This window comes from Lysinibacillus sphaericus (assembly GCF_000600105.1).
Classification (GTDB): domain Bacteria; phylum Bacillota; class Bacilli; order Bacillales_A; family Planococcaceae; genus Lysinibacillus; species Lysinibacillus sphaericus.
The window spans coordinates 1,196,270-1,221,906 of sequence record NZ_CP006837.1; the positions used below are offsets into that span (position 1 = coordinate 1,196,270).

The window sequence follows — 25,637 nt, forward strand, 5'->3', positions numbered from 1 at the left end:
TTATTTTTTTAGTAGGGTAGGGTAATGATATAAGCAAGACAATTTATAGGAGTGTGGAAAACTGTGGGTAAATACACAAAAGACGACATCAAGCGTTTAATCGAGGAGAAAAATGTAAGTTTCATTCGTTTACAATTTACGGATATTCTAGGTACTATTAAAAACGTTGAAATTCCTGTTAGTCAACTAGACAAAGCACTAGAAAACAAAATGATGTTCGATGGCTCGTCCATTGAAGGCTTCGTGCGTATTGAAGAATCGGATATGTATTTATATCCTGATTTAGATTCTTTCGTAGTGTTCCCTTGGACTTCAGAAAAAGGGAAAGTAGCACGTTTCATCTGTGACGTATACACTGCAAAAGGCGAACCATTCGCTGGTGACCCACGTAACAACTTAAAACGTATCCTTAAAAAAATGGAAGATATGGGCTTCACAAGCTTCAACTTAGGACCTGAGCCAGAATTCTTCTTATTCAAATTAGATGCAAAAGGTGAACCTACATTAGAAGTAAATGACCACGGTGGTTATTTTGACTTAGCGCCTACAGATTTAGGTGAAAACTGTCGTCGTGATATCGTGTTAGAGCTTGAAGAAATGGGCTTTGAAATCGAAGCTTCACACCATGAAGTAGCACCAGGTCAACATGAAATCGACTTTAAATATGCAGATGCTATTACAGCTTGTGACAACATCCAAACATTCAAACTAGTTGTTAAAACAATTGCACGTAAACACGGTCTACATGCTACATTTATGCCAAAACCATTGTTCGGTGAAGCAGGCTCTGGTATGCACTTCAACGTATCTTTATTTAAAGGGAAAGAAAATGCATTCTACGATGAATCTACAGAGCTAGGTCTTTCTGAAACAGCAATGCAATTTATGGCAGGTGTTCTTGCACACGTACAAGGATTCACAGCCGTAACAAACCCAACAGTAAACTCTTATAAGCGTTTAGTTCCAGGTTATGAAGCGCCATGTTATGTTGCATGGTCTGCACAAAACCGTTCACCACTTATTCGTATCCCGTCTGCACGCGGACTTTCAACTCGTGTAGAAGTACGTTCAGTGGATCCTTCAGCAAACCCATATTTAGCGATGGCTGTTATTTTAGAAGCGGGTCTAGAAGGTATCCGTCAACAATTAACGCCACCTGCAGCGATTAACCGCAATATCTATGTAATGACAGAAGAAGAACGCAAAGCGAACGGTATTGCGAATTTACCACCAGCACTAGACGATGCGTTAACATTACTTGCACAAGATAAAGTGGCTCAATCAGCTTTAGGTGAACACATTTACGCAAACTTCAAAGAAGCAAAAGAAATCGAGTTCGATATGTACCGTACAACCGTACACCAATGGGAACGCGACCAATATTTAAAAATGTATTAATCAAAAAACGTTGGAGCTCATGGGCTCCAACGTTTTTTTTTGCCCACAAATCCTTTTGTCAAGCCCACAAACTGTCCACAGCTATTTTGACACTCCTAAAATATAGTATTTAATTATTTTAAAAAAACATTTTTGTCAATTATTGAATAATAACCAAATATTTTTTAAAATTTTTTTATGGATGAAAGGAGCATTGACTGTGCAAATAACAAAATTTTTTCATAAGCTACCGAAAGAAAGTAAGAATTCAATTTACTTATATAACTTTAAAAGAGTGTTAAATAAAGATGTGAAAATTATACAAAATTCTAGAAGACGTTCCATTGTTTTTGAGGATAAAGAACAAGAAATTATATTAAAGAAGTTATTACCAGACGGAAAAGGCGATAATGATATTTGTGCTTTGCTGGAGTTACATGATAGTCCATATTTTCCTAAGATGTTCGCTTATAAAAAAAGAGATTATTTATTTATAGAAAAAGCAAAAGGTAAAACGCTTTTAGAGATGCTAAAAGAAGGTATAAGTCTTGAAGAATTAAGAAAAATTCTTAATCAATTGATTAAAGCCAAAAAGGAAATGATGAGTGTCAATCGATATGATTTTGATTTTAAACTAGAACATATCTATTGGGATAACGAACAAGAAATAATCAAGTGGATCGATTTAGGTGTTTGTGTAAAAATGCCAATGGAGTATTCTGAAGAAGAAAAAAATAGAAGAATTGAACAATGTATTATAAAAGTAAAATTAAAATTTTTATTTTATGGCTATGATTTATTTAACGAGATGAATAGGTAATGCCTAAGGGTGCTATACACTATAAAAAAGCATTGCAGTTTTTAACTGCAATGCTTTTTTGTTGCGCGATGTGTGTTTAACTTTTTGTAATGTTGATAATATGCCATTTTCTACTTCACAGTTTGGACAAAAAATAAAAATTAATGATAGTCGGCTATCTTTATTTATTGCAAAGTAAACAGTATTTTTGTAAAATTACACTCACGGTTTAATTAAACTACTTAAATTAAACTACTTTGTTTAGAATATAAATAGACTAGGTGTTCGTAGAAAGGAAGTAATAATTAAGTGAAGTTTAAAGAATTTTTAAAAACGAAAGGTGCCAAGGGCTCTATTTTTATGGGGATCTTTTATGCTGTATGTATGTTGGGTATCTTCCTACCAGGTTACACAGCGATACCAGGCAATATTGATGCATTACCAATTGCGATTATTAATGATGATAAAGGGGAATATGGTGCCCAAATAGCTGATAGCTTAACTGAACAGCTTCCATTTAAGGATATTGAAACAGATATTACTAATAAAGAGGCATTAAAAGATTTAGAGAAAAACGACTTAGCGTTAGTCGTTCACATTCCAGAGACATTTTCTGCTGATTTACAAAAAGGAGATGTTTCATCAAGCATCGATTTCTCCATTAACGAAGCAAGTGCAACCGCTGTATCGTCCTCTATGCAACAAATTGTTATGCAAATAAATGAGCAACTAAGTGCACAGTTTTCACAACAAACAGCGCAAGGGATTTTAATGAACTTACATTTACCACAAGAGCAAGCAGCCAAATTAGCAGAGCAAATTGAAAATAGCTATGTAGGAAATATCGAGACAATTAATGATGTGCCAGACGGCATGCATAACAATATGCTACCAATGTTTTTAACGATGGCGCTTTATGTAGGTGCTATGATTGGCGCAATGCAATTAGTGGGAGCGTTTAAAGCAAATCGTGGGAAAGCAACGAAAACACGTTTATTCGTTTATATGCAATTAACAGCGATACTCATTGGTATTTTGGCTGGGCTTGTTTCAACGGGCATGTCATTTGCTATCAATGATTTATCGGGAACTGATGTGTTCTTCCAAATATTAGGCCAACAAATTTTAATTTATTGGGCATGCTTTAACTTCAATGCGGTTGTTGTGTTATTAATTGGGGAAGCAGGAATGATTTTAAACATTCCAATTTTATTAATTCAGACAATCGCTAACGGTGCAACAATATCTCGTGAAATGATGTATTTACCGTATGAGTGGATTAGCCATATTTCACCAATGTATTATTCTGTTCAAGCATACTTTAGCAATATTTTTGGTAGTATTAGTGCCACACCTTTTATTTTAGGATTAACAACAGTTGGATTTGTAGCGATGGTTATAAATGTACTGATCGTTTGGATGCTTCATAAACCCCTACCAATAACTGTAGAACAATAGAGCAAAGAAATATGCACTTATAATTCTGATGAAGTAAATCATTAGTTTTGATAAAATGGAACTAATATTTGCCTAAGGAGCTGAAATAATGGCAATTCAAATTTTCATTCTTAGCAAGCTTATGGAAGAAGATAATTATCCTTATAATTTAAAAAAACAAATTTCTGAATTACAGTCTCTTGACTCAATTAATGGTTTGACGGAAAGTAAGTTATACTATCATTTTGAATCGTTAGCGAAACAAGGACTAATTGAGACGAAAGAAGTTATAAAAGAAGATAATCGACCAGATAAGCACGTTTTTGCTATAACGGAAAAAGGACGCGAAGCCTTGCCAAAAAAGATTTATAAATCATTTGAAAATGCAAACACAATTGGTGATATGGTTATTGGTTTAGCCAATATCAAACATGTTGACCGCGATCGGGTTATTCATATTTTAGAAAAAAAGTTAAACGCGATGCATTCAAAATGGGATAATCTCTTTAATTCAGATAGACAACAGTTTATGAAACCAGGAGTAGAAGTGCTGGCTGAATTTGTTAGCGATTATGCGAATTTTAGAATACAGGGCTCCATACAATACCTAGAAAGATTAATAGAGCATGTACGAAAAGGAGAAATATAACAGAAAGAGACTATTTGCAATGATGATTGTAAATAGTCTTTTTTGCGCTTATTTTTTCAATGAGATTTTTCCCGCAAATAATCAAGGGATTATTATATAATTGAATGATAAGTGCCGACGAAGGGGAAAGTGCAGCTCTTATCAGGCAATTCCGATAGAAAGCTTAATTTAGCAATTACTTAAAGTGTTATCAGCATTAAAAAATACGAAAATATACTGACAATAAAATTTATAACTAAGGTTATAGTAATTTTTTATATCCAAATTATGATAATAGTTTTGCTTTTCAATAATTATATAGGCCTTTGACAATATTGCTTTTACAATAACTTTAAATATATACAAATAAATTGTAAAATAAAATGATATATGTGTTTTAATAGATTAAGAAATATGCGTCTTTTAACTTAAGTAATAGCTAGTCAAAATACATAAATAGGAGTAAAAGAAGACAATGAAATCAAGACAGTTGAGGCTAAAACATTTAATAATGGGTTTAGCTATGGCAGCGTTTTTTTTCACAAGCATCGGTAGCATATGGAGTGGTTATCGTATGAATGTGGATTCCATCAAGGAAAATTCACTTGAAACAAATCGTGTATATGCTCAAAAATTGGCAACTACCGCAAGCGCCTACTTAGAAGAAGCCTTTCAAATTTTAGGTTACAGCGCAGATCATATGGAATCAATTATGGGCGATGAAGCAGCATTGGATAAAGAAACAGACCGTTTGAAAATGCAAAATAATATGTTTAACTCCGTTATAGTGTCGAATGCGGATGGTCTAGTACTGTCAGTTTCACCACCTTCTGTAGATGTAAAAGGAAAGTATTTGACCTCTGTAGGAGGGAAAGAGGCGTTATCCAAAAAAACGCCTCTCGTATCGAAACCGTATAAAGGGATTACAGGGAGACTCATTATTTTTATCTCCTATCCTATATTTTCAGCGCAGAACGAATACTTGGGAATGGTAGCAGGTACAATTTATTTAAAAGAACATAATGTATTTAATTTGCTGTTAGGGGAGCATTATTATAATGACGGTTCTTATGTGTTTGTAGTAGATGCAGATGGACGTATTATCTACCATCAAGATCCAAGTCGCATCAATGATGTTGTAATGGAAAATAAAGTAGTGAAAGCAGTAGTATCAGGAAAAAATGGTGCACAGCTAGTCACGAATACTAAAAATGTTGAAATGTTGGCTGGATATAGTGCAGTACCGATAACGGGTTGGGGTGTCATTTCTCAACGACCATTAGAAGTAGCGCTAGAGCCTTCGTTTGATCGAGTACAAGAAGTAGCAATTAATGCAATACCGCTTATGCTTTTGTCGATTTTTGTTTTATTATGGACCGCAGCGCGAATTGCCCGCCCGTTGCAGCAGTTAGCAACATTAACAGAAGAGAGCTTAGATTCGAGAAGTGTTGAAGGGTTAAAGTCCGTACGCAGTTGGTATTTTGAAGCATATTATTTAAAGAGTGCACTTATTCGAAGTTTGTCCTTTTTGCAAGGGCAAGTTTCCTATTTTAAAGATCAGTCGACAACCGACCCTTTAACTGGGGTCACAAACCGACGAACAATGGATGCTACGCTATCTGAATGGGAGAAAAATCAATTGATGCATTCAATTATTTTACTCGATTTGGATCATTTCAAGAGCGTCAACGATACCTATGGCCATGCAGTGGGAGATAAAGTATTACAATATTTAGCCAAAAAAATGAAAGCAGTGGCACGAGAAAACGATATTTGTTGTCGTTATGGCGGTGAGGAATTTATTATTCTATTACCTAATACGACTGTTGAAGAAGCAGCCGTTGTAGCGGAAAATTTAAGACAACAGTTAGCAAATTCGAACAGTCCTTGTGGTCGTCCAGTAACGCTATCAGCGGGAGTTGCAGAGTATCCTAAAATGGCTAGTACGACAGAAGCATTGATTGAAGCGGCAGATGGAGCATTGTATCTTGCTAAGCAAGCAGGTCGGAACCAGGTAAAAACAGCAGGCGAAAAATAATGTTAGTTATATAAGAAAAGCGATGAGACATCAAGAGTCTCATCGCATACAAATTAATACCCCATGCCCATATGTTTATGGTGACCCATGTGTTGTTGTGGCATATGGCAGTGATTATGTGGCATACCACATAGTGTATGATTTTCACAGCATTCATTTACTACGTTCTCTGTGCATGGGAAGTAGTATTGATGATCAATAATATGTTTGTTCACTGTTGTAATATGTGCAGGTTGAACGTGTGGTACAACTGTATGAATGTAATTTGTGCGTACATATTGCTCTGGCGGTAAAAATTGTGGTGGGTCAAATTGTGTTGGCATTGTTTGTGGTGGGCAGCATTGTGGTCCTCTTCCATGGTGACGCTTACGATTAAACATGTTATTACCTCCTGTTTTGATAAGTTGTGGTTCATAATTAACATATGAGATGTAAGACTAAATGGTCTATTTGTATGCCTATTAAGGGCTAGTTAAATCTCTTAAACGCCCCAATAGCATGAATTTTCTTGCCCGTGTGATGTTAAATTGAAAAAGTATTATGGTGAAAAGTCAAAAAGGGATTTAGGCTATTTGTCAATTTACGTATACAGCAAAAGAAATGAAAATCCAGCTGTTAAATAAAAGTATCATGTAACTAATAAAGGATAGTTCTGAAGCCAAGCTATTGGCGAGAACTATCCTTTGTTTTTATGGGTTTTATCATCAGTATTTAAATAAAATTGTTTGGGTGACAGGCACTGTTATTTATACCATTGTGCATCAAAATCTAGCTGTAACGCTTTACCTAAGGCTAAACCAAATTGAATAAAACCTCTACCTCTAGCCGTGATAATCCTACCATCCTGAACTATTAGTTCATCGGCGTAATAGCTAAGATCAAAAACACCCAATTGTTTCATGCCTTCAAGTGGTAAACCGACTGTATAGTATTTATCCTTTAGTACACCTGCCTTGGCTAAAAGATAAGGGGAACTGGAAATACTAGCTATGACTGCGCCTTGTAAATCCAATGTCTTAATAAAATATAATAATTCTTGCTCATCTACTAATGTTCCAATATCCATACAGCCAGGTAATAAGAGACTATCAATCTCATCTACATTAATTTCGCTTAATTGCCTATCGGCTAGACAAGTTAAACCAGATTCGCCCATAATCTTCTGATGATTTAAGCCAATCGTTACGATAGGTTTTTTCCCTTGCATTAATATCGATAACGCTACACTTAATTCGTATTCACTAAAATTGCGGATATAAAAGTACGGCAGTTTTTTTCATTTTTATCCTCTCTTTTCATGCGTAATATCTATATATTAATGATAGAAATTTTGTACAGAACTGCTACTACGCAGAGATTGTACCGCTGCCTTTTTCTTAACACGTCTCCATAAAAATAACAGATACACAAACAGTACAATGATGATAAGATACGCTGTTAACATGGAACTTTCTGCATTCCCCATAAAATTAAAGAAGTTGTTGAAACCATGGAAGACAATCGTCAAAATAATAGATTGCCCATCGATTATAAGTAACGAAAGAACGAGACCTACAAGAAAGGCATAAATAATCTGTATAATGGTATCTTCCAGCGATTGTCCCCCAATAAGTTGCAATGCATGCGTCACGCCAAAAAGAATACTAGAAAGCCAAATAGCAGTAAAAGTTCCCTTAGATAACAATAAGCGCAGCAAGATGCCTCTAAAAACTGTTTCTTCAATAAAAGCAACAACAAACATTTGCATGATAAACATGAGCAATAAATCGCTAATGGATTCGAAATTTAACCCTTTCGTACTAAATAAAATAATACATAAAACGAAAATCATAGGTGAGTAGACAAAGATATTTTCGATATTAATGGGAATAAAGAAATAATGACGCCATTTCTTTTTGGCAATTATATAAAGAACGAGACCGATTGCTAAAGGAATCAACAAAGCAAATTGCAAAAAGGGACTAGAAGGTTGTTGAATGGAAACGTAAGCCCCGTTGGCAACATAAAAAAATAGAAGAAGCAGTTCTAAACCTACAATTTTACAAATCATTTTTTTCATTTTGTCGATCCCTTCAAGGTTTTATGATGGCATTGCAGGAGCTTTTCGTAATGCACTTGAGATGACAATATAAATGATAATAATCATACCTAGTAAGCTACTGATTATTTGCAAAGTGGATGCTTTCGATAATGTCAGCAAAAGTGGCGAGTACCATCCGAAAATTACCATCATTATCGGAATCAAAGCCATTACACCAATAAAACTGTAGCCACCTAATGTGCCGAAGCGATAAAAGACGACATTTAAAAGCAGGCTTGAGATTAAACAAAATAGTAGTAACACGGTGTCTATCGCCATTGTTAGAAAAAATGAATCCGAACTGCTAAAAAAGAATAGAGGGTGAATAATGACCATATTTTGATAATCTAATAGATTTGAGACGAAGGAAATCATTTTGTGTGTACAGGCAATTATAAATGCACCAATAAGGCTCCAAACGATGAAAAATAAGCCTACGTTCCAAACATACTGCATACGGCTTAAGCCAAGCTTTAAAAAATAAGGCAATGTTTTATTTAAAATTTTAGCACCCATCGTACTATAAAAAATATAGACAGGTATAGAGATGGTCATAGCAAAAGTAATATATTGTCCAAAAAAGGAATCAATAAAAAATGACAGTAGGACAATGGCAAACAAAATGCACCAAAAAATAATATTACTTTTTTTATAGCTTTGAAAAAATACATATAAACTACCTTGTACTGTTTTCATTTTACTAACCTCTCTTTCTGCTGTTTACTTAAATACACTAACAGGTCTTGTAAAGATACATTTTCTAATGTAATATTTTGACCTTCGATTGCACGACCGTTGGCATAGACAACGGCCGTCATATCATGCATAAAAATATGCTTGTAAATGACTTCTAAGTCTAGTATTGCGCGTTCAACATCTTGAGCATTTCCTTTTACTGCAACAATATACTGATCCCATTGCTCCGCCGTTTTTTGCAGCAATAACTCACCTTCTTGCAGAATAAGGATTTCTTCAAACAATTCACTGGCTTCATCTATTAAATGCGTCGATAAAAGGAATAGCCTTGGATGTTCTATTTGTTGATCAATTAATAAATCATAAAATGTATTGCGGGCAGCTACGTCTAAGCCAATATAGGGCTCATCGAAAATGGTAATGGCAGCATGACTAGCAAACCCTGTAATAATACCGAGTGCAGATACCATCCCTTTAGATAAATTGCGCACTTTATCTTTTGGATTAAGGGCAAATACTTGAAGAAGCTCATTTGCAAGCTGTTCATCCCACTTTGGATAGAAAAAACGATTAGTCTTTAAACATTGTGCGATCGTCATATCTTCTTGAAAATTGCCACTCTCTGCAACAAAACAAATGTTACGCAATATAGCAGGGGCATTGAAAACATTCTCGCCATTGATACGTATATGCCCTTCAGTTGTAGGAATAAGCCCTGCTAATAAATTTAAAAATGTTGTTTTACCAGCGCCATTATGACCTAAAAAACCGATGATTTTTTGCCCTTCAATCGTAAAAGATACATTTTTTAAAGCATGTTTTTGCTTATACAGTTTGCTAACATTTCTAACATCAATCTTCATAAATTATCCCCTCTGTAACATATTTTGTAATTCTTCGTCAGAGATGCCTAATCGTACCGCCTCTTTTTTTAACGGTTCAATATGTTGTGCAAAAAAGTTTTCCTTACGTTCTGCAATTAAAATTTTTCGTGCATCTGTACTGACAAACATACCTACGCCTCGTTTTTTATAAATGACACCTTTTTCCACTAATTCGTTCACACCCTTGCCTGCTGTTGCAGGATTTATTTGATACTCTTTGGCAAATTCATTGGTTGATGGAATGCGATCTTCAGATTGTAGTTGCCCATCAAGAATGGCATCTTCAACCCGTTCACGAATTTGCTGGAAGATTGGTTTTTCATTGCTTAACGAATAAATCACAATCCACCTCCTAGTTAATTGGTTCATTACTTATGTAACTAACCATACAACGAAGCAATTAAATTGTCAATTTATTGTTGGCAATTATCTCTAGTTTTAAAAATCTTGTTTTCATATAGTTTATTTTCAAATTTTGTCCTTTTATGATTGGGCTAGGTTAGTTCGTTTCGGAGTTGCATGAGTAGGAAGGTGATAAAATAGCATGGCGGAGGTCGTCGTTTATAACTGTGAGCAAGGGGACGCGCATGAAAAAAATAAATGCCAGGTGTCTTGAGGATTTGTTGGAGGACCCATTATTTAGTCGTGCTTTGCGGTAATGTCTATAAAAAAAGACTCGATTCCACTAAAGAGGAATCGAGTCCATATTGTTAGACCCACCAGCACCAATGGGTTGCCACAACCACTTTTCACTGTGAGACTTTTGAGTGGTTGGCGTTAGTGTAAGAAATAACAATAGCTGTGTTTTCTTAGCATCACTGCTTGTGACAATTTAAACGTTTAGGGCTCGTTTTATTTATTCAATTCTTTATATAAAACATATTTTAAAGCAGAAATTTCATCTTCAGATAGTTTACCTTCCATTTCGGATAATATTTCATCCTCACTAATTGAACCGTTTTGCGCTTGTTCCTGAATATCAAGTAAACGATTAACGCCCACTTTTGTTATTAACACACGTATCGCTTCTTCCTTAGTTTGGAAGGGGAGAGTATCCGGATTTGTAGTTGCTGCCTCGCTTACAATTTCTTGAACTTTCGGATCGTTCTCGATATAGGTTTTTACTTCTGCTAGATTTTCGTCATCTAAAGTAGACTCCACTTTTTCGATAATTTTTTCGGAAGCAATATTTGTCCCAAAATGCCACATGGCATAGCCAGCTGCTCCGAGTAAAACAAGAATTATTGTGATAATTGTTAAAAACTTTTTCATCAACTCACTCCTGACACTTTGAATATAGCACAACTTGTCAAAAACCACGAAGAAAAGATACTTATGACATCGCCGACAAATACTAGTTGGGCAACATTATATATCTTAATTATAGTGGATATTTTACACTTTATGACGTTACGTTTGCACCTATAAGTTTTAACATTTTTTGTTTTTATACATTATTAAGGGAATTGTAGCGTACTACTAAAAGTATGACGAAACATAACGTGGAAGTGTTGCCTCATAGGCTCCGATGAGGAGGGACAATAGAAAAACAGCTTGGTATATTCTACTCCCAAGCTGTTTTCTTGTTATCATTCAATTCCCGCGTCAATTTTTACTTCAACCTGCTTGTCATTTACATATTGTAAGTAATTTTGAGCTTCGATGAATTGCTGTTGCATTTCTTTAGGCATTGTCTCGACGTCTGGAACACTAGAAACACCTAGTTGTGCCATCGTCGTTTCATAGGTCATGAGGGCTTGTATATATTGTTCATATTCTTCAGCCGTTAAAACGTCTTTACTTGATGGAAGGCCGTTCAATTTGTCAAAGTATGGTTGCACTTCATACATAGCGGCTTTAATCTCCTCTAATGGCTCTACGGGAATTTGAGAATAATCGATGTTGCCATTGTGGTTGCCATATTCAATTTTGGCACTTGTAAAGACATTTAATAATTCTTTAAATTGTTCATACTCTTCTTTTCCTAAGTCACCTTTTGCTTGATCGAGTTTTGCATTGAATAATAAGTAACTTTCCATTGTCACATTTGCAGCATGTTTTTTTAGATTATCAAAAGAACCATATAATTCATCGGCAAGTAATGCTTGATAAGCAAATACGCCTGTTGGAATCATTAACGAAGCGGAAATCACAGCGATAGCTAATCGTTTCTTAACAAAACGATTCAATTTACCACCTTTTTCGGATTTTGCTTTTTTAATGCCCAATTTACTTCTTTCGTGGATTTCAGCAGGGATGTCAATTTGTGAAAGCTCTTGTTTAAGATCATTATGCATAGCTATCTACCTCCTTAAAATTTTGACGAAGCTTATCTAGAGCGCGGTATAGGACAGACTTTGCGGTTCCTAGTGGGATATCTAATATCTCGGAAATCTCCTTTAATGTCCGATCATCATAATATTTTAGTAAAATGACACTTTTTTCATCCTCTTGTAAAGTGTCAATTAGCTTATTTAAAGATAACGTCAGTGCAATATCTTCATCTTCCGTCCTCATAATCTTGTCCAAGTTTGAATTTAGCGGAATTACTTTTTTATTTTTATTAATTAAGTTTAGGGCACAATTAATCGTTATTTTCATTAGCCATGTCTTGAAAAATTCAGGCTTTTTCAATGTACTGATTTTTTTAAAAGACTGATAGGCCACTTCTTGAACAAGATCTAATGCATCTTCTTTATTTTTTACATAGACAAAAGCCATTCGATAAATATCTGCTTCGTACTGTTGGAAAAGCATTACATAGGCTTTATCATTTCCTTTTTGTGCTTTCTTTACTAAACGTTCAAGTTTCATCGTATTTCCTCCTTTCGTTTTCGTTGTACGTCTATTAGACAAACGATCAGGTGTTTTGGCTTAAATTTTTTATCAAAAAATTAAAAGTAGTTGTCAATTGGATGTCAATTATGAAAGTATAGTTTTAAAAGTGACGAGACGCATATGGATAATCAACCCTCATTAGTGTGTTATATTAGACATGAAAAAAATAGTCAATTTCTTTTAGTATTGAAATTTAATTTAAAATAGTATAAGATTTACAAAATTACATATGAAAAGCTATGAAAAGAAGAGTAAACATACGTACGATCTACAGAGACCTCTGGGAGCTGAAAAGGAGGGATACGAAATATGTTGAAACAAGCCTTTGAGCTGTGCATTGGATTTATTTGTTGACACAATGATGATGCAACGTATTCTCACGTTAACGGGATAGAGTATCGCACGATTTTGAAAAATGCCGTACTCGATAAGGTTGCTACAGCAATGTAGAAACGAACTGGGGTGGCACCGCGATATGACTCGCCCCCAAGATACTATCTTGGGGGTGAGTTTTTTATTTTGTTTTATTAAAAATAAAATAGGAGTGGTGATAATGTCCAGATGGAAGTATCCTTTAATGCTGTTAGGCGGGATAGGCATTTCAAATGTGGGTGCGTGGGTTTATCTGATTGCACTTAATTTAATCTTATTGAATGAAACAGGTTCCCCACTTGCCATTGCTTTATTATATATCCTCGGTCCAATCGCAACGATTTTTTCAAATACTTGGGCAGGTAGCTTAATTGATCGGGTAAATACGCGGCTACTTATGATGGGATTGGACATGTTCCGGGCATTATGTATTGCGGTAATTCCTTTTTTACCTTCGCTTATTTATGTCTATGGAGTAGCATTTATCATAAATGTGGGCAGTGCTATATTTCAGCCTACATCGATGGTGTATATGACGAAACTAATCCCTGTGAAAGATCGGCAACGTTTTAATGCACTACGTAGTTTTATCAATTCTTGTGGTTCATTAATAGGGCCTGCTATTGCGGGTATATTATTTTGGCTAGGCACACCGTATACTGCCATTCATATAAATGCAATTGCATTACTTTTTTCGGCACTTCTTATCATGATGCTACCTAATGTTGATGTAAGAGATAAAGAAACAAAAATGCAAAGATTTTCATGGGAATTAATAAAAAAAGATTGTCATGTAGTTGTTAATTTTACAAAGGAAAATGCTTATATCACCAAAATTTATTTATTATTTAGTGGTACTACGATATTTATGACTGCAATCGATTCTCTAGAGGCAGCATTTGCTAAAGGTGTACTGTCAATTTCAGATACTAATTATGGGTATTTACTAAGTATTTTTGGAGCTGGCATTATCATCGGGTCTATCATTAATTCTATATTTACAAAGCATCTTGCGGTGAATCATTTAATAGGTGTCGGTACTATTTTCACCTCAATTGGATATCTAGTATTTTATAGTGCTAGCGGTTTTTTTAGTGCAGTACCAGGTGTATTTTTAATAGGCTTTGCCGTAACATTTGCAAATACAGGCTATCTAACTTTTTACCAAAATCATGTACCTGTAAAGATAATGGGAAGGTTTGAAAGCTTCTTTCGTGTTATTGAAGCAAGTATTATTGTAGCCGTAACGATTGTAATGGGTTTAGCCGCTGAATTCACTTCGATTCGACCTGTCGGCTTAATTGGTGCGATGTTCTTCTTGTTCTTAGGGTTATTGGCTTGGAAAGCTGTAACGGGGACAAAAAAGCAAGCGTATTTTAAAAAAGAGGTATCTTCTTTCAATAATTAATAAAGCAATAGAGGAGGCAGAAAAATGAAATATATTGAATGTGAAAATGTTACTAACGAGGAGAAAGCCCATATTTTTCAAGCGTTATTAAAATACAATCTTTCAAATCTTGAAGAAAAGGTAGTAAAAGATATTGGAATTTTTGTAGAAGATGAAAAAGGAACTAGAGTTGCAGGGTTAATTGGAGAGACACATGGAAATTGGCTAGAAGTTGAGTATTTATGGGTAAGTGAAGAACTTCGTGGACAGCATATTGGTACGGAACTGATGGATAAAGCTGAGAAGATTGCTAGAGATAGAGGTTGTAAATATGCATTTTTAAATACGTTTAGTTTTCAGGCACCTGATTTTTACGTGAAGCTTGGCTATAAAGAAGAATTTGTATTCACCCATTATCCACTAACAGGTAAGCGATATTATTACACAAAAAAGCTTTAAAAAACGTTTGTACTATAAAGTTCTGAAATGGCGGCTGTGTGCACGAATGAGAATAAAAGTTGACTTTCCAACAGTCGAAATAACATACCACATAAAGGACTTGCGCATAAATACATGCAAGTCCTTTGTACTATATTGCCGGCTTTCTTCATTGAATGACTAATTTTAACTATTCCGATAAGAATTATGAGTGGGACGAAATAAATCTTTCTCGGAATTTCTAACAATAGAAAAGTGGTCAACATTATAATGACCGTGCAGGGTAGTATTATGATGCTGTATAATTTGTTCGGAACTTAAAACAGCATTGCCCAATGTTGAATGCCCATCCTCGACTAACGTTACATCAAAACCACTGATTGTTGCTGTTCTAACAGCACTATCTATACAGTGCTGTGTTTCACAGCCCATCATAACAATATGTTCAATATGCTGTGTTGTTAAATGTTCAAGCAGTCCTGTCCCATAAAAAGAATTTGTTGCAGATTTATCAAAGATCTTTGCTTCAGTAGGTACAGTAATTTCATTGTGAATTTGAAATCCATCTCCCTGTCCTTCAGCTACATCAAGATCCCTTACAAAAATAACTGGAACTGTTGCTGCTATTGCTTTGTTAATTACTTTATTAATAGTAATAATAAGCTTCTCTTTACTGAAAATTTGACCTGTTTCTTGATTTCCATCAATCAATGCTTGTTGTGCGTCGATGATTAATAATAGTTGCTTCAAATAATTTTCCCCTTTCAAAATGTGGGGAGACGCTAAAAGATTGGTTACTTAGTCGTAATCCCCTAGTTTTTTAAGTGCCCATTTCGTTTGTTTATCATCCTATCAACCTCCTAAACAAAATTTGACTACTAGTCAGTTAAATTATACCATCTGTGATGAAAATCAATATACTGTTGACGAAGTAATACATCATATAATGCTATACTTCAATTACTCTAGTACTAATAAGGAGCATGATAAGATGGATGCGAAATATATTCATTTCAATGAATTTGGTAGCCCTAAAGAGGTATTAAAACTCGAGTATAAAACGATTGAACCACCTAAGGATAATGAAGTGCTTGTAAGAATGCTAGTAAGACCAATTAATCCCTCTGATTTAATTCCTATTAGAGGATCGTATGCTCATCGTATAGCATTGCCCAACATTCCAGGTTATGAAGGAGTTGGAATTGTTGAGAATGTAGGTTCTTCTGTTTCGAAGAATCTTATTGGTAAACGTGTGTTACCTTTACGTGGAGAAGGAACATGGCAAGAATTTGTTAAAACATCAGCAGAATTTAGCGTTCCTGTACCTGATTTAATAGATGATTTTACAGCTGCTCAAATGTATATCAATCCAGTTACTGCGTGGGTAGTTTGTACAGAAGTTTTAAAATTAAAAGCAAATGATGTTTTATTGGTGAATGCTTGTGGTTCAGCTATTGGACACATTTTTGCTCAATTTTCTAAAATAATAGGTTTTCGATTGATTGGCGTGACAAGAAATAATAAGCATACAGAGAAATTACTTCATCTAGGAGCTTCTGATGTAATAGATACATCTAGAAGTGGTCTTTATGAAACCGTTATGGAATTGACAAATGGAATAGGTGCAAATGCAGCAATTGATTCGATTGGAGGCTCTGATGGCAATGAATTAGCTACATGTGTCCATCCTAATGGGCACTTCTTAACGATAGGTCTACTATCAGGAATTCAAGTCAATTGGGCACATATTGTAAATGGCGCACAATTGAATGCGAATATGTTTCATTTAAGGAATTGGAATAAAAATGTATCCGTGAGCAAATGGCAAGAAACGTTTACTCATGTGACTAGGCTCATCAATGACAAAAAATTGGGAATTATGCAGGTCGATTCCACCTATGACTTATCAGATTTAACAAAGGCAATTGACGCTGTTGAAGCTACTAAAAAGACGAACGGTAAAGTATTTTTAACAAGCTATTAAGTATATTTCTAAGCCACGAGTCGATTAATGGGCTTCACTTTCGTGAGGTCCATTTTTGTTTATCGATAGGGTAGAATGGATAGCTTCCTTTTAATTGATCACTAAATAGGTTGATTGTAATTATATGAAAATATAAAATAGACTTTGTTATAGATTACCAAAATAGATTTATAATGGCGATTTATGAATACATAAAAAGAACATAGTAAGGGAGTGTACTGATTGATAAAGATTAAACATTTAGTATTAGCATTGGGCTTCAGTTTACTATTATCAGGTTGTAATAGTGAAAAAACTGTTAAGGAAGAAAATGAAATAAGGGCAGAATCTGAAATCCTTGCATTAGAAACGCTTTTAAAGGAAAAGAAATATGAGGATCTTTTGGTGAAATTGGAAACTTTAGATTTACCTGAATCGGAAACTGATAAAGTAGATGAATTTAGTATAAAATTTGTGGACCAATTGATAAGTGAAAATAATTATACTTTTATAAGTTCGAAGTATTACAGAATTAGGTCAGCGGTCAGTCGTGAGAATTGGATTAAAATGGAGAAGTTTTCGAAACAAGGTAAAGAGTTAGTGCTAGATGAAATGGAACAAGCAGTTAGAAACAAGGATTTTCAAAAGGTTCAAGAAGTGTATGATAATGAAAAAGGACTTCATGATAATGATGAATTTTTAGCAATGTATAATTATGCTCTTTATTTACAAACTGACCAAAATTCGTACAAGGCTTCTGGAGCTTTAGCACTTGCTGTTGATCCTGAATATTATGGAAGAATGAAAGATGAAATTATTGCAGGGGTAACGAATACATCTTATAAAAGTCCTTTATCATTCGGACCTATAACGAAAACCGATTGGAACTATATTGAAAGTGAATATCAGCGAAATTTAAATACGATGATTATAAGAAAGGAAGAGGCGAGAGTAAGAGACGAAAAAATTGAAGCTGCTAGAGGGATGAATCCTACTTTAGGAATGACCTATGACGAAGTAAAAGCATCTTTATGGGGTGAACCAATTGATATTAATAGAACCGTAACAGTATACGGGTCTTATGAACAATGGGTTTATGGAAATGGTCAATACCTTTATTTTGAAGATGGCATTTTAACAAGCTTCCAAGATTAACTAATTTTAAATATTCATTCAAAAACTTTCAGATTCATTAAGAATTTGAAGGTTTTTTTGTTAGATTAAATCATTTTTGAACGAAATAAAGTATTTTACAGTCTAATGGAGGAAGGAGGCGAAAAGAATGGAATTCGAAATCACAAAGCGTGCCATACGTGGAGATCATCAAGCGATACTTTCTCTTATTGAAGTGGACGAAGAAATTTTATATCGCATGGCCTTTACATATATGAAAAATGAGCAAGACGCTTTAGACGTGATGCAAGAGCTAGTTTATAAGGCGCTTAAAAAAATGCATACCGTTCAACAACCCGAATATGCCAGAACATGGCTCGTGCGCGTCTTAATCAATTGCTGTAAAGACCATTTGCGAAAACGTCAACAAACCGTTCAGATCGAAGAATATCATGTATTTGAATGGGCCATTTACTCAGATATTGAGAGATTATTAGCGCAATTAACCTTGTCAGAGCAACAAATCGTCTATATGAAATATTTTCAACAACTTAAAAACAAGGAAATTGCCGAGCTCAATCAAATTCCAGAAGGTACTGTAAAGTCTAAACTTCATCACATTCTAAAGAAGCTTAGAAACTTCGCAAGAGAAAAGGAGGACTGGCTATGAAAAAACCACCAATTGATGTGCCAAAGGAGCAACTTCAACAAATTCGAATGGATGTATTGCGCAAAGTACAGAGAGAAAAAAGAACAAAGAAGCGTATGGCTTCTGTAGCAATCGTATTTTTGTGTTGCTTAAGTCTATTACTTTCTATTCGCGTTTCGCCAACTGTTGCTAGCTATGTTGCAAAAATACCTGGCTTGGACGCCATTGTATCAGCGGTAGTAAGAGATAAAGGGATAAAAGATATTGTGGAGCATAAATATTATGAAGAAATTAATAAGACGCAGACGAAAGATGGTCTATCTCTTACATTACAAGGCGTGATAGCAGATCAGTCAGGTTTTGTCCTTTACTATGATGCGGATGCTTCATTTGAATTAAATCTGGAGGAAGTCCAATTGTTCCAAGGAGACGATGAAATTAAATGTGGTTGTTCATTTACGATGGGTGGGGGAAATCAAGCATTTATTTCATCTTCAGTGGAATATAGTTTTTCTGAGCCAATGGCCTATACTTCATGGGACTTTACAGCCGTATTTCGTTTTAAAGATAAGAATCAAGGGGAAATTGAAATGACGATACCGTTTTCCTTACAAAACGAAATCGCGGAGGAAAAAGTTTTTATTGCTAATCGTACTGTTGAAGTCGAAGGTCAAAAGTTTACTATTACAAAAATTCGCCGTACCCCACTAAAATTGGCACTTGACATTGAAGTAGACAAAGCAAATACAATGCAAATATTAGCACTTGATGATATTGCAGTCGTAACGGAAAGTGGTGAGCGTAGAGAAAGCATTCGTAGTAGTCATTCAATGAACGGAGATATTCGGGACGGCAAATATACGCTCTATTTGCAAAGTAATTATTTTGATAATCCACAGTCATTAACGGTGTTGATAGGCGCTGTTCAAGCTGTTCCAAAGGGGGAGGACTTTATCGAAGTTGATTTTGGTAGACAAGAAGTACTCTCAAAACCTGATTTTTTAGATTGGGATATTTCTGTAGAGCAACAAAGTTTAAAAACGGCTGCAAAAAATTGGGATGGTCGTATACGACATATATTTTATAGAAGTGGTTTAAAAGCAGATGGCACGACATTAGCATATAAAGGCGGCACATTTTCAGATGATGATGAGTATCTCTATTCAACAGAGTACTTTGATCAATATAATGGTAAAGCTAAAATATTTTTCAACTATTACTATAACCCGATTGGGGAAGATATTGAAGTAAAGATTCCATTGCAATAATTTTGCTGGTATGGTTTTACTGGCGATTTCACCTATTTTTAAGGCGATAGTGTTAGATTGAACGCAATCAATCTAACACTATTTTTATTACGTAGGACTATATTTCTTCATTAAAGTAGATTTTATAAAATTTTCGATTTGTTTCCTCATCAAAGCCTACCTCAATAAGCTCTTCCAGTTGCTCGATATCACGGACGTTCACTTGAATTTCAATCGCGGAATCCAATTTAATTTTACGTTTATAACTTTTTTCAGCTTTAGCAAGGGCACTTTCGGAAATCACGGTTTCATAGGGCTTGACTGAATTGACGATAATGTCTTTTTGCGTTGAATCGGCTGCATCGAATACAGTTTCAATATAATCGTTGACTTGAAATTGTTCTTCACTGTGGAAATAATCGAGCGTTTTATTTAGCAAGCCTAACTTCTCGGTATTGGTAAAACGATCTTCTTTCAAAATATACTTCTTACATTCTGTTAATGCCAAGTTTGTTTTATGGTAATGTTCATCAGCTACTTTAATTTTTAAAAAACGTTCTTGCCAGTACACGACATCTTCTTTTTTCTTCGTTTTCATAAAGACAACTGGCGCTTCATCAGCTCCCATATCAACGATGACAGCCATATTATTCATTTTCTTAACGTTAATGCCGTCGATGCCATTAACAGTCATTTTATTTTGTTCATTTTTTATATCTAAAAACATTTCTTTTTCTTCAATTTTGACAATGGCAATAACTTTCTTTGGCTCTGTAGACAGAAAACAATTGTCAAATAAGCCAATAAACAACTCGCCACTTTTAATATTCGGATGCCCAGATGCACTATGTAAGTGCGTAGCGATATGCTTGGATTGTTCTAGAAAACTAGCGTCCTCATCAAAAATAGCTTTCACATACGTATACACTTCATTTAAGCTGATAGTTGATTCATGAAAAAATTCATATTGCTGCTCAAAGTCGAGTTTGTTAAATGCTAATTGTGTAAACGCTGCTTCCAGCATAACTTCAGGTTGAGAAAATGCTTCCTCTCCATAAACAAGGGTATCGCTTACATAATGTACAACATATTGGGCTAATTTACTTTCACTAACTTCTAACATACTTTTCCACCTTTGATATATTTGTTTCGATAATTTACCATAGCACACCCCGTACAATTTTGATATGGATTTTATATGTTGATAGACCAGGAGTTGGTGTAGATTCGGATTTTACTTTAATGTAATGCTAGTGTTTTGATATATTTAATATAGAAAATTAGGTTATAGGAAAGGAGACGCATAAACGTAGTTGCTTCTTTGTTATTTTTAACCCTCCTGCAAACTAGTTTTTTCTTTACAATAAGTTTAGCAAAGTGAAATAGAATTTTTAATAATATCCTTCTATTTTTAATTGAATTAAACGAAAAATTCTGATAAATTATTAAAAAATACTTGAAGGGAGATTGAAGCTATGATGATTCATACAAGTTTTAATAGTAGTTAAACTTATGTAAATGATGTTGTTTGTCTTCTATCAATTTTACAGCAAATGATGTGTAGCGGAGTATTTTTAGAGAATACAAATTTGTCTAATGATACTAATTTTTTACTAAAATCTTAAAAGTAAAGAAATAACCTAAACATCCTTAAAAGTAAAAAAATATAGGAGTGAAGAATTTATGAAAAAATTCATGTTTGTATTACTTTTATTATAGTTTCAATAGGTATAGGAGAAAATAAAGCTTTAGCAGAATCAATTACCGCGGAAGTTAATTACGGTAATGAAAATGATATTAATCAAGAAGAAATTGATAGAAGATTAGGAATTGTATTTGACTACTTAAATGAACATGCAAATCAGGATTTTAATAATGAATCTTCGTTAGTTTATGATATTCCAGTTGGAGAAGGGATTATTGTTAATGCTGAAATTTCTAATCAAGAGGTTTTAAGAACAAGAGCAATTGGTAGTAGTAGAGATTCTTTTAAAGCAAATACAAATTATAATTATAGTTTAAGACTTACGAACATAGTAGGCTCTGGAGATATAACTATATATACTGTGAACTATACTACGGGTAGCCCAATAGCTCCTGGAAAAGATGTATATAGAATAACAGTAAATAATGTTTCTATTTTTGGTACATCCCCTTCTGGCTTTAGCGTAGGGAATACAAATACCTACATAAAAAATAACAATAATATATTGTAAGTACTGGAGGATACATCACATATAAACGTGTTCTTCTAGCAGATAAAACTATAAATTTCAATGATGTTTCATTAGGAAGCCTTGTGGGCGGAACTTTAGTAGTTAACTATTCATATCGAGTGAATTAAAAAGGTGTGATTTCGTTGAAAAGTAAATCTAAAAAAATATACTATATTTCGCTGCTTCTGATTGTGATGATTGCTATATCGTACTATCTTATTGGGCAAAAAAAACCAAAACCCGAGGTGACAAGTGAATTGACTGAGTTTTTGCCAAATGGTGAAAAGAAGGTAAGAGTGATGGAAGAAGTCGATGAAGAAACAACGCAGTGGCGGAGGGCAAAAGAGGCAGATATACAATCACTCATAGCAGAACAAACAGGTTTAAAAGGTGAAGATGTTCTAGTTTCGGCAACCACTGAATCAAATATAGGCGATACGAAGAATCAAGAAATAACATGTTCGGTTGTGTTGCGCACGGAGTCAATATTTGATGACCAAATTATTCAAAACGTAGTAGATGGGATTATCCATGTTTTCAAACAAGATTCGGTGGAAGCAAATATTAGTAAAGAAAACATTGTAATTTCAAATAATACGGATGTCCTCCATTAAAAATACAACTGCTATGTAAAAAGTAAATAACCGTTTGGAAGTAAAGAGGGTCTACTTTGACAGCACCTCACTATCACAAATGATATGCTCTCAAAATTTTATTTGTTTTATATGCCTACACCTGGGAGCATATCTTGCTTCATTGGGTGCTTTTTTTATGCCGATAATCAACCATTTTATTTAGAAAATTATAGATTTTATAAACTACATAAATAATAGAATTTAATAATAACAAATAACATATTTGCAAATAATACAATTTTGCTAGGTGGCAATTCTTCGTTCAGCTTGGAACGTATCACAAAAAGGAGGTAATTTTGTGCGGAAAAACATTGCTATTTTTAATTTGAGTATCGCTTTTATTTTAGGCATACCATTTAAATGGGTTCAATATAAAGGGGGAAGGAGTAATGGGGTCCCGTCAGATTTATACGGATTTACAACTTCCCTGCTGTTAAACTATACATATAGATGGATGAAACTCATCAACACATTGACTTATTTTGTGAAACGCTTTACAATATGTTTAAACAATTAAACATTATAACGGAGTGTGCAATGAGCATGGACGAATTTATTGGCAATCAGAAGGCAATTCATATTTTCGAGAATTTAAGCCTCTATTTTCATGGCTTGGGAGACCCTATTCGGCAGCAAATCATAGCGTTGCTGATCGACAAAGAGAGTATGAATGTGACGCAAATTACAGAACTTATTCCCATGTCACGACCTAACGTCTCTCATCACCTGAAAGTATTACGGCAAGCAGGGCTGCTTAAGGTTCAGAAGAAGGGCACGCAAATGTTCTACAGTCTTGAGTTTGACGAAGTAATAGCCCTTATGAAACAGCTTGTCCATTTCGTTGAAGAGGAATGCCAGTGCTAATGTCATTAACTTGACTAGCACATGTCATCCCTTTTTTTATAAGCATTACGTTTATAAGATTAAACGTTTAATCATTTAATTATTTAAAAGGAGATTGATAATATGAACAGAAAAATGGTACTTATTGTAGGAGGATACGGTGCAGTAGGCAGACAGATTGCTCAAATATTACATGATCGGCACCCCGAACTGGATATCACTTTGGGAGGAAGGTCACCGGAAAAAGCGGCACCTTTCGAGTCCGAACGGGTCCAAACAATCGTAGTTGATAATAATGCGGATGATCCACTACTTTATGTAACCGACAATGTATCGCTAATCATTAACTCAGTCAACGATCTGCAGGATCGGCTGCTTCTGTCGGCAGTTAAAAGGAAAATTCCACTCATCGATCTTACTCGCTGGACAGAGCTATTCCAACAATCGGTCACCAAGTTAAAAAAAACAGATCTTCATTCCCCTGTCGTGCTGTCTTCCGGATGGATGGCGGGAACTGCTTCACTATTCGCCAAGCTGCATTCGACCTCACTTCAGAACGTCGTCGTTAATATTCATGCGCTATACTCGCTGCAGGACAAAGCAGGACCTGATTCTGCGGCGTACATGGATCGTATGACCATTCCATTCTATATTACGGAACCGGAAGGAAGACGTCTTGTATTTCCAATGACAGAGCCGGTGAAAGTCCAATTTCCAGATGGATATACTGCAAAATGCTACCGGCTTGACACTCCTGATCATGTGACATTGCTAAGGGCTGGCAATGTCGACTCAGCCAACTTCCGCATCTCTTTCGACAGCAAAGCCGCTACCTCGATGCTTGTCGGAATGGTTAAGAGCGGAATATGGAAAATGATAAGTGGAGAGCGATTCCGTTCACTTAGACGAAGCCTGCTCTACAATCCGGGTACTGGCAGTGCACATCACATCCTTATTCATCTAAAGGGACGAGATCAGAATGGGCACTGGGTTGAACGAAAAATCACAATTTCTGATCCGCTTGGTCAGACTCATCTTACCGCCTTGGGAGCTGCTGTCCAAGCAGAAAAGCTATTGCGCATACCAGAGGACAAACCGCTAGCTCCAGAAATTTATTTTCCAGAAGATTTACCTGATGTACGGATGGATACCTCTGAAATTAGCGATTTTTTCAAACAATATGGAGTTCTTATATCTCACTAACTCAAATTTCGCAGGACGAAATCGGTATATAAACCCTGATAGGGATCCCGTCAGATTTATGCGGATTTACAACGTTAAGAAATATACACGATTTAATGCAAAGTAGAAGAACAAACCAAACAAGTAAAAATACTGCTACGTAAACCGTATACGCCACCTGTATAAAAAGACATATAAGTAATGTTCATAAGAAAAGACACAAAACGTTGATTTAACAACATTGAAGTGACCCCTAAAAGTTAGACACAGTTATTTCATTAGGTAGCTTGTGTAAAATGAGTTCGGTATTGCACCGGACTCATTTTTAATGTGCGCTCGGCATGTGTATAAACTATAGGGTGCAAGTCCCGGGCCATGAAGACAGAAGTAGAGGTTAGCCAAGAGCAAAGGTGTCCGTGGCGACGCGGAATCTGAAGGAAGTTGGCGGCAAAGCATGGTCCGAGGAACACGAATCTCATATGCGGCTAGATACGGTTGAGTGAGTTTGCATTACAAAACAAAGCTCTTTCTGTCAAATGCTGTAGCTAGTAAATGACGCGGATAAATGGTGTGAACGCATGTGCTTACCCTAACACCGACTAGAGTTGTTATAGTCTGTTATAGTTTTTCAAGACATAAAAAAAGTTGATTCCAAAGTTTGAGAATCAACCTAAACATTTTTATTCTGTTATGGTGCCCTTTTTTGGAAAATTATTTTGAAGAATAATTCTATTTAGGGTACCGTATAATAGTTTTTTATTGCGTTTCAGTTCTACCAATAATCCGAATTATATGGTAATTTCTATTTTATTTTT

Annotated in this window: 25 protein-coding genes and 1 other annotated feature; of the genes, 14 read left to right on the top strand and 11 right to left on the bottom strand. The window is 35.0% G+C overall.

Annotation, left to right across the window (positions count from 1 at the left end; genetic code table 11):
• Positions 1–63: 63 nt before the first annotated feature.
• From glnA to T479_RS05495, 5 genes are all read left to right on the top strand, one after another.
• The gene (gene glnA / locus T479_RS05475) at positions 64–1,398 is read left to right on the top strand and encodes a type I glutamate--ammonia ligase (protein ID WP_024361926.1); all 1,335 of its coding nucleotides are present in this window, start codon (positions 64–66) and stop codon (positions 1,396–1,398) included.
• Positions 1,399–1,597: 199 nt separating this feature from the next.
• On the top strand, positions 1,598–2,197 hold the full coding sequence (locus tag T479_RS05480) for a hypothetical protein (RefSeq protein WP_025218839.1): 600 nt from the start codon (positions 1,598–1,600) through the stop codon (positions 2,195–2,197).
• Positions 2,198–2,485: 288 nt separating this feature from the next.
• The gene (locus T479_RS05485; RefSeq protein ID WP_038509507.1) at positions 2,486–3,634 is read left to right on the top strand and encodes a YhgE/Pip domain-containing protein; all 1,149 of its coding nucleotides are present in this window, start codon (positions 2,486–2,488) and stop codon (positions 3,632–3,634) included.
• 88 nt (positions 3,635–3,722) lie between these two features.
• Positions 3,723–4,262 (top strand): PadR family transcriptional regulator, encoded by a 540-nt coding sequence (locus T479_RS05490; protein ID WP_025218840.1) that lies wholly within the window; start codon positions 3,723–3,725, stop codon positions 4,260–4,262.
• A gap of 454 nt (positions 4,263–4,716) precedes the next feature.
• Positions 4,717–6,279, top strand: a complete 1,563-nt coding sequence (locus tag T479_RS05495) for a sensor domain-containing diguanylate cyclase (protein WP_025218841.1) — start codon at positions 4,717–4,719, stop codon at positions 6,277–6,279.
• 53 nt (positions 6,280–6,332) lie between these two features.
• On the opposite strand, the gene T479_RS05500 is transcribed toward T479_RS05495, so the two are convergent.
• The 9 genes from T479_RS05500 to T479_RS05540 all read right to left on the bottom strand — a co-directional run bounded on the left by T479_RS05500 (position 6,333) and on the right by T479_RS05540 (position 12,753).
• On the bottom strand, positions 6,333–6,659 hold the full coding sequence (locus tag T479_RS05500; protein ID WP_024361604.1) for a CotD family spore coat protein: 327 nt from the start codon (positions 6,657–6,659) through the stop codon (positions 6,333–6,335).
• Positions 6,660–7,021: 362 nt separating this feature from the next.
• Entirely contained in the window at positions 7,022–7,486 is a 465-nt protein-coding gene (locus tag T479_RS05505) for a DJ-1/PfpI family protein (protein ID WP_249038313.1), read from the bottom strand.
• A 108-nt stretch (positions 7,487–7,594) separates the two neighbouring features.
• Positions 7,595–8,338 (bottom strand): CPBP family intramembrane glutamic endopeptidase, encoded by a 744-nt coding sequence (locus T479_RS05510; protein ID WP_024361602.1) that lies wholly within the window; start codon positions 8,336–8,338, stop codon positions 7,595–7,597.
• A 21-nt stretch (positions 8,339–8,359) separates the two neighbouring features.
• Positions 8,360–9,055 carry a hypothetical protein gene (locus T479_RS05515; RefSeq protein ID WP_025218842.1) on the bottom strand — a complete coding sequence of 232 codons (696 nt, stop codon included), beginning with the start codon at positions 9,053–9,055 and terminating at the stop codon, positions 8,360–8,362.
• Positions 9,052–9,918: an ABC transporter ATP-binding protein gene (locus T479_RS05520; protein ID WP_025218843.1), complete on the bottom strand. Its 867-nt coding sequence runs from the start codon at positions 9,916–9,918 to the stop codon at positions 9,052–9,054. Before T479_RS05520 ends, T479_RS05515 begins: the two co-directional genes overlap by 4 nt.
• A 3-nt stretch (positions 9,919–9,921) precedes the next feature.
• The gene (locus T479_RS05525) at positions 9,922–10,281 is read right to left on the bottom strand and encodes a GntR family transcriptional regulator (protein ID WP_024361599.1); all 360 of its coding nucleotides are present in this window, start codon (positions 10,279–10,281) and stop codon (positions 9,922–9,924) included.
• Between the two features lie 510 nt (positions 10,282–10,791).
• On the bottom strand, positions 10,792–11,211 hold the full coding sequence (locus T479_RS05530) for a hypothetical protein (RefSeq protein WP_024361598.1): 420 nt from the start codon (positions 11,209–11,211) through the stop codon (positions 10,792–10,794).
• A 317-nt stretch (positions 11,212–11,528) separates the two neighbouring features.
• Positions 11,529–12,236, bottom strand: a complete 708-nt coding sequence (locus T479_RS05535; protein ID WP_025218844.1) for a DUF3600 domain-containing protein — start codon at positions 12,234–12,236, stop codon at positions 11,529–11,531.
• Positions 12,229–12,753, bottom strand: coding sequence for a sigma-70 family RNA polymerase sigma factor (locus tag T479_RS05540; protein WP_024361596.1), 525 nt, complete (start codon positions 12,751–12,753; stop codon positions 12,229–12,231). The genes T479_RS05535 and T479_RS05540 overlap by 8 nt, the downstream gene beginning before the upstream one ends.
• Before the next feature lie 254 nt (positions 12,754–13,007).
• Positions 13,008–13,268 (top strand) — a binding site (T-box leader).
• A 62-nt stretch (positions 13,269–13,330) separates the two neighbouring features.
• On the opposite strand from T479_RS05540, the gene T479_RS05545 reads away from it, so the two are divergent.
• Both T479_RS05545 and T479_RS05550 read left to right on the top strand, forming a co-directional pair.
• Positions 13,331–14,557: an MFS transporter gene (locus T479_RS05545; protein ID WP_038509511.1), complete on the top strand. Its 1,227-nt coding sequence runs from the start codon at positions 13,331–13,333 to the stop codon at positions 14,555–14,557.
• Between the two features lie 24 nt (positions 14,558–14,581).
• Complete coding sequence (locus tag T479_RS05550; protein WP_025218846.1) at positions 14,582–14,995, top strand: GNAT family N-acetyltransferase; 414 nt, start codon at positions 14,582–14,584, stop codon at positions 14,993–14,995.
• A gap of 165 nt (positions 14,996–15,160) precedes the next feature.
• Here T479_RS05550 and T479_RS05555 read toward each other — a convergent pair whose 3' ends face one another.
• The gene (locus tag T479_RS05555) at positions 15,161–15,724 is read right to left on the bottom strand and encodes a cysteine hydrolase family protein (protein WP_025218847.1); all 564 of its coding nucleotides are present in this window, start codon (positions 15,722–15,724) and stop codon (positions 15,161–15,163) included.
• A 241-nt stretch (positions 15,725–15,965) separates the two neighbouring features.
• Between T479_RS05555 and T479_RS05560 the strand changes: the two genes are divergently transcribed.
• From T479_RS05560 to T479_RS05575, 4 genes are all read left to right on the top strand, one after another.
• Positions 15,966–16,958 (top strand): zinc-dependent alcohol dehydrogenase family protein, encoded by a 993-nt coding sequence (locus T479_RS05560; RefSeq protein ID WP_025218848.1) that lies wholly within the window; start codon positions 15,966–15,968, stop codon positions 16,956–16,958.
• A 222-nt stretch (positions 16,959–17,180) separates the two neighbouring features.
• Positions 17,181–18,092 (top strand): hypothetical protein, encoded by a 912-nt coding sequence (locus T479_RS22715; protein ID WP_024361591.1) that lies wholly within the window; start codon positions 17,181–17,183, stop codon positions 18,090–18,092.
• 127 nt (positions 18,093–18,219) lie between these two features.
• A complete protein-coding gene (locus tag T479_RS05570) occupies positions 18,220–18,720 on the top strand; it encodes a sigma-70 family RNA polymerase sigma factor (RefSeq protein WP_024361590.1) in 501 nt (166 codons plus the stop codon).
• A complete protein-coding gene (locus T479_RS05575; RefSeq protein ID WP_025218849.1) occupies positions 18,717–19,967 on the top strand; it encodes a DUF4179 domain-containing protein in 1,251 nt (416 codons plus the stop codon). The genes T479_RS05570 and T479_RS05575 overlap by 4 nt, the downstream gene beginning before the upstream one ends.
• A 97-nt stretch (positions 19,968–20,064) precedes the next feature.
• Here the strand turns inward: T479_RS05575 and T479_RS05580 are convergent, their stop codons facing one another.
• Positions 20,065–21,069 (bottom strand): nucleoid-associated protein, encoded by a 1,005-nt coding sequence (locus tag T479_RS05580; RefSeq protein WP_025218850.1) that lies wholly within the window; start codon positions 21,067–21,069, stop codon positions 20,065–20,067.
• Positions 21,070–22,305: 1,236 nt separating this feature from the next.
• On the opposite strand from T479_RS05580, the gene T479_RS05585 reads away from it, so the two are divergent.
• The 3 genes from T479_RS05585 to T479_RS05600 all read left to right on the top strand — a co-directional run bounded on the left by T479_RS05585 (position 22,306) and on the right by T479_RS05600 (position 24,843).
• The gene (locus tag T479_RS05585) at positions 22,306–22,776 is read left to right on the top strand and encodes a hypothetical protein (protein WP_025218851.1); all 471 of its coding nucleotides are present in this window, start codon (positions 22,306–22,308) and stop codon (positions 22,774–22,776) included.
• A gap of 564 nt (positions 22,777–23,340) precedes the next feature.
• Positions 23,341–23,661, top strand: coding sequence for an ArsR/SmtB family transcription factor (locus T479_RS05595; RefSeq protein ID WP_025218853.1), 321 nt, complete (start codon positions 23,341–23,343; stop codon positions 23,659–23,661).
• A 102-nt stretch (positions 23,662–23,763) separates the two neighbouring features.
• Positions 23,764–24,843 (top strand): saccharopine dehydrogenase family protein, encoded by a 1,080-nt coding sequence (locus T479_RS05600; RefSeq protein WP_025218854.1) that lies wholly within the window; start codon positions 23,764–23,766, stop codon positions 24,841–24,843.
• Positions 24,844–25,637 lie beyond the last annotated feature (794 nt).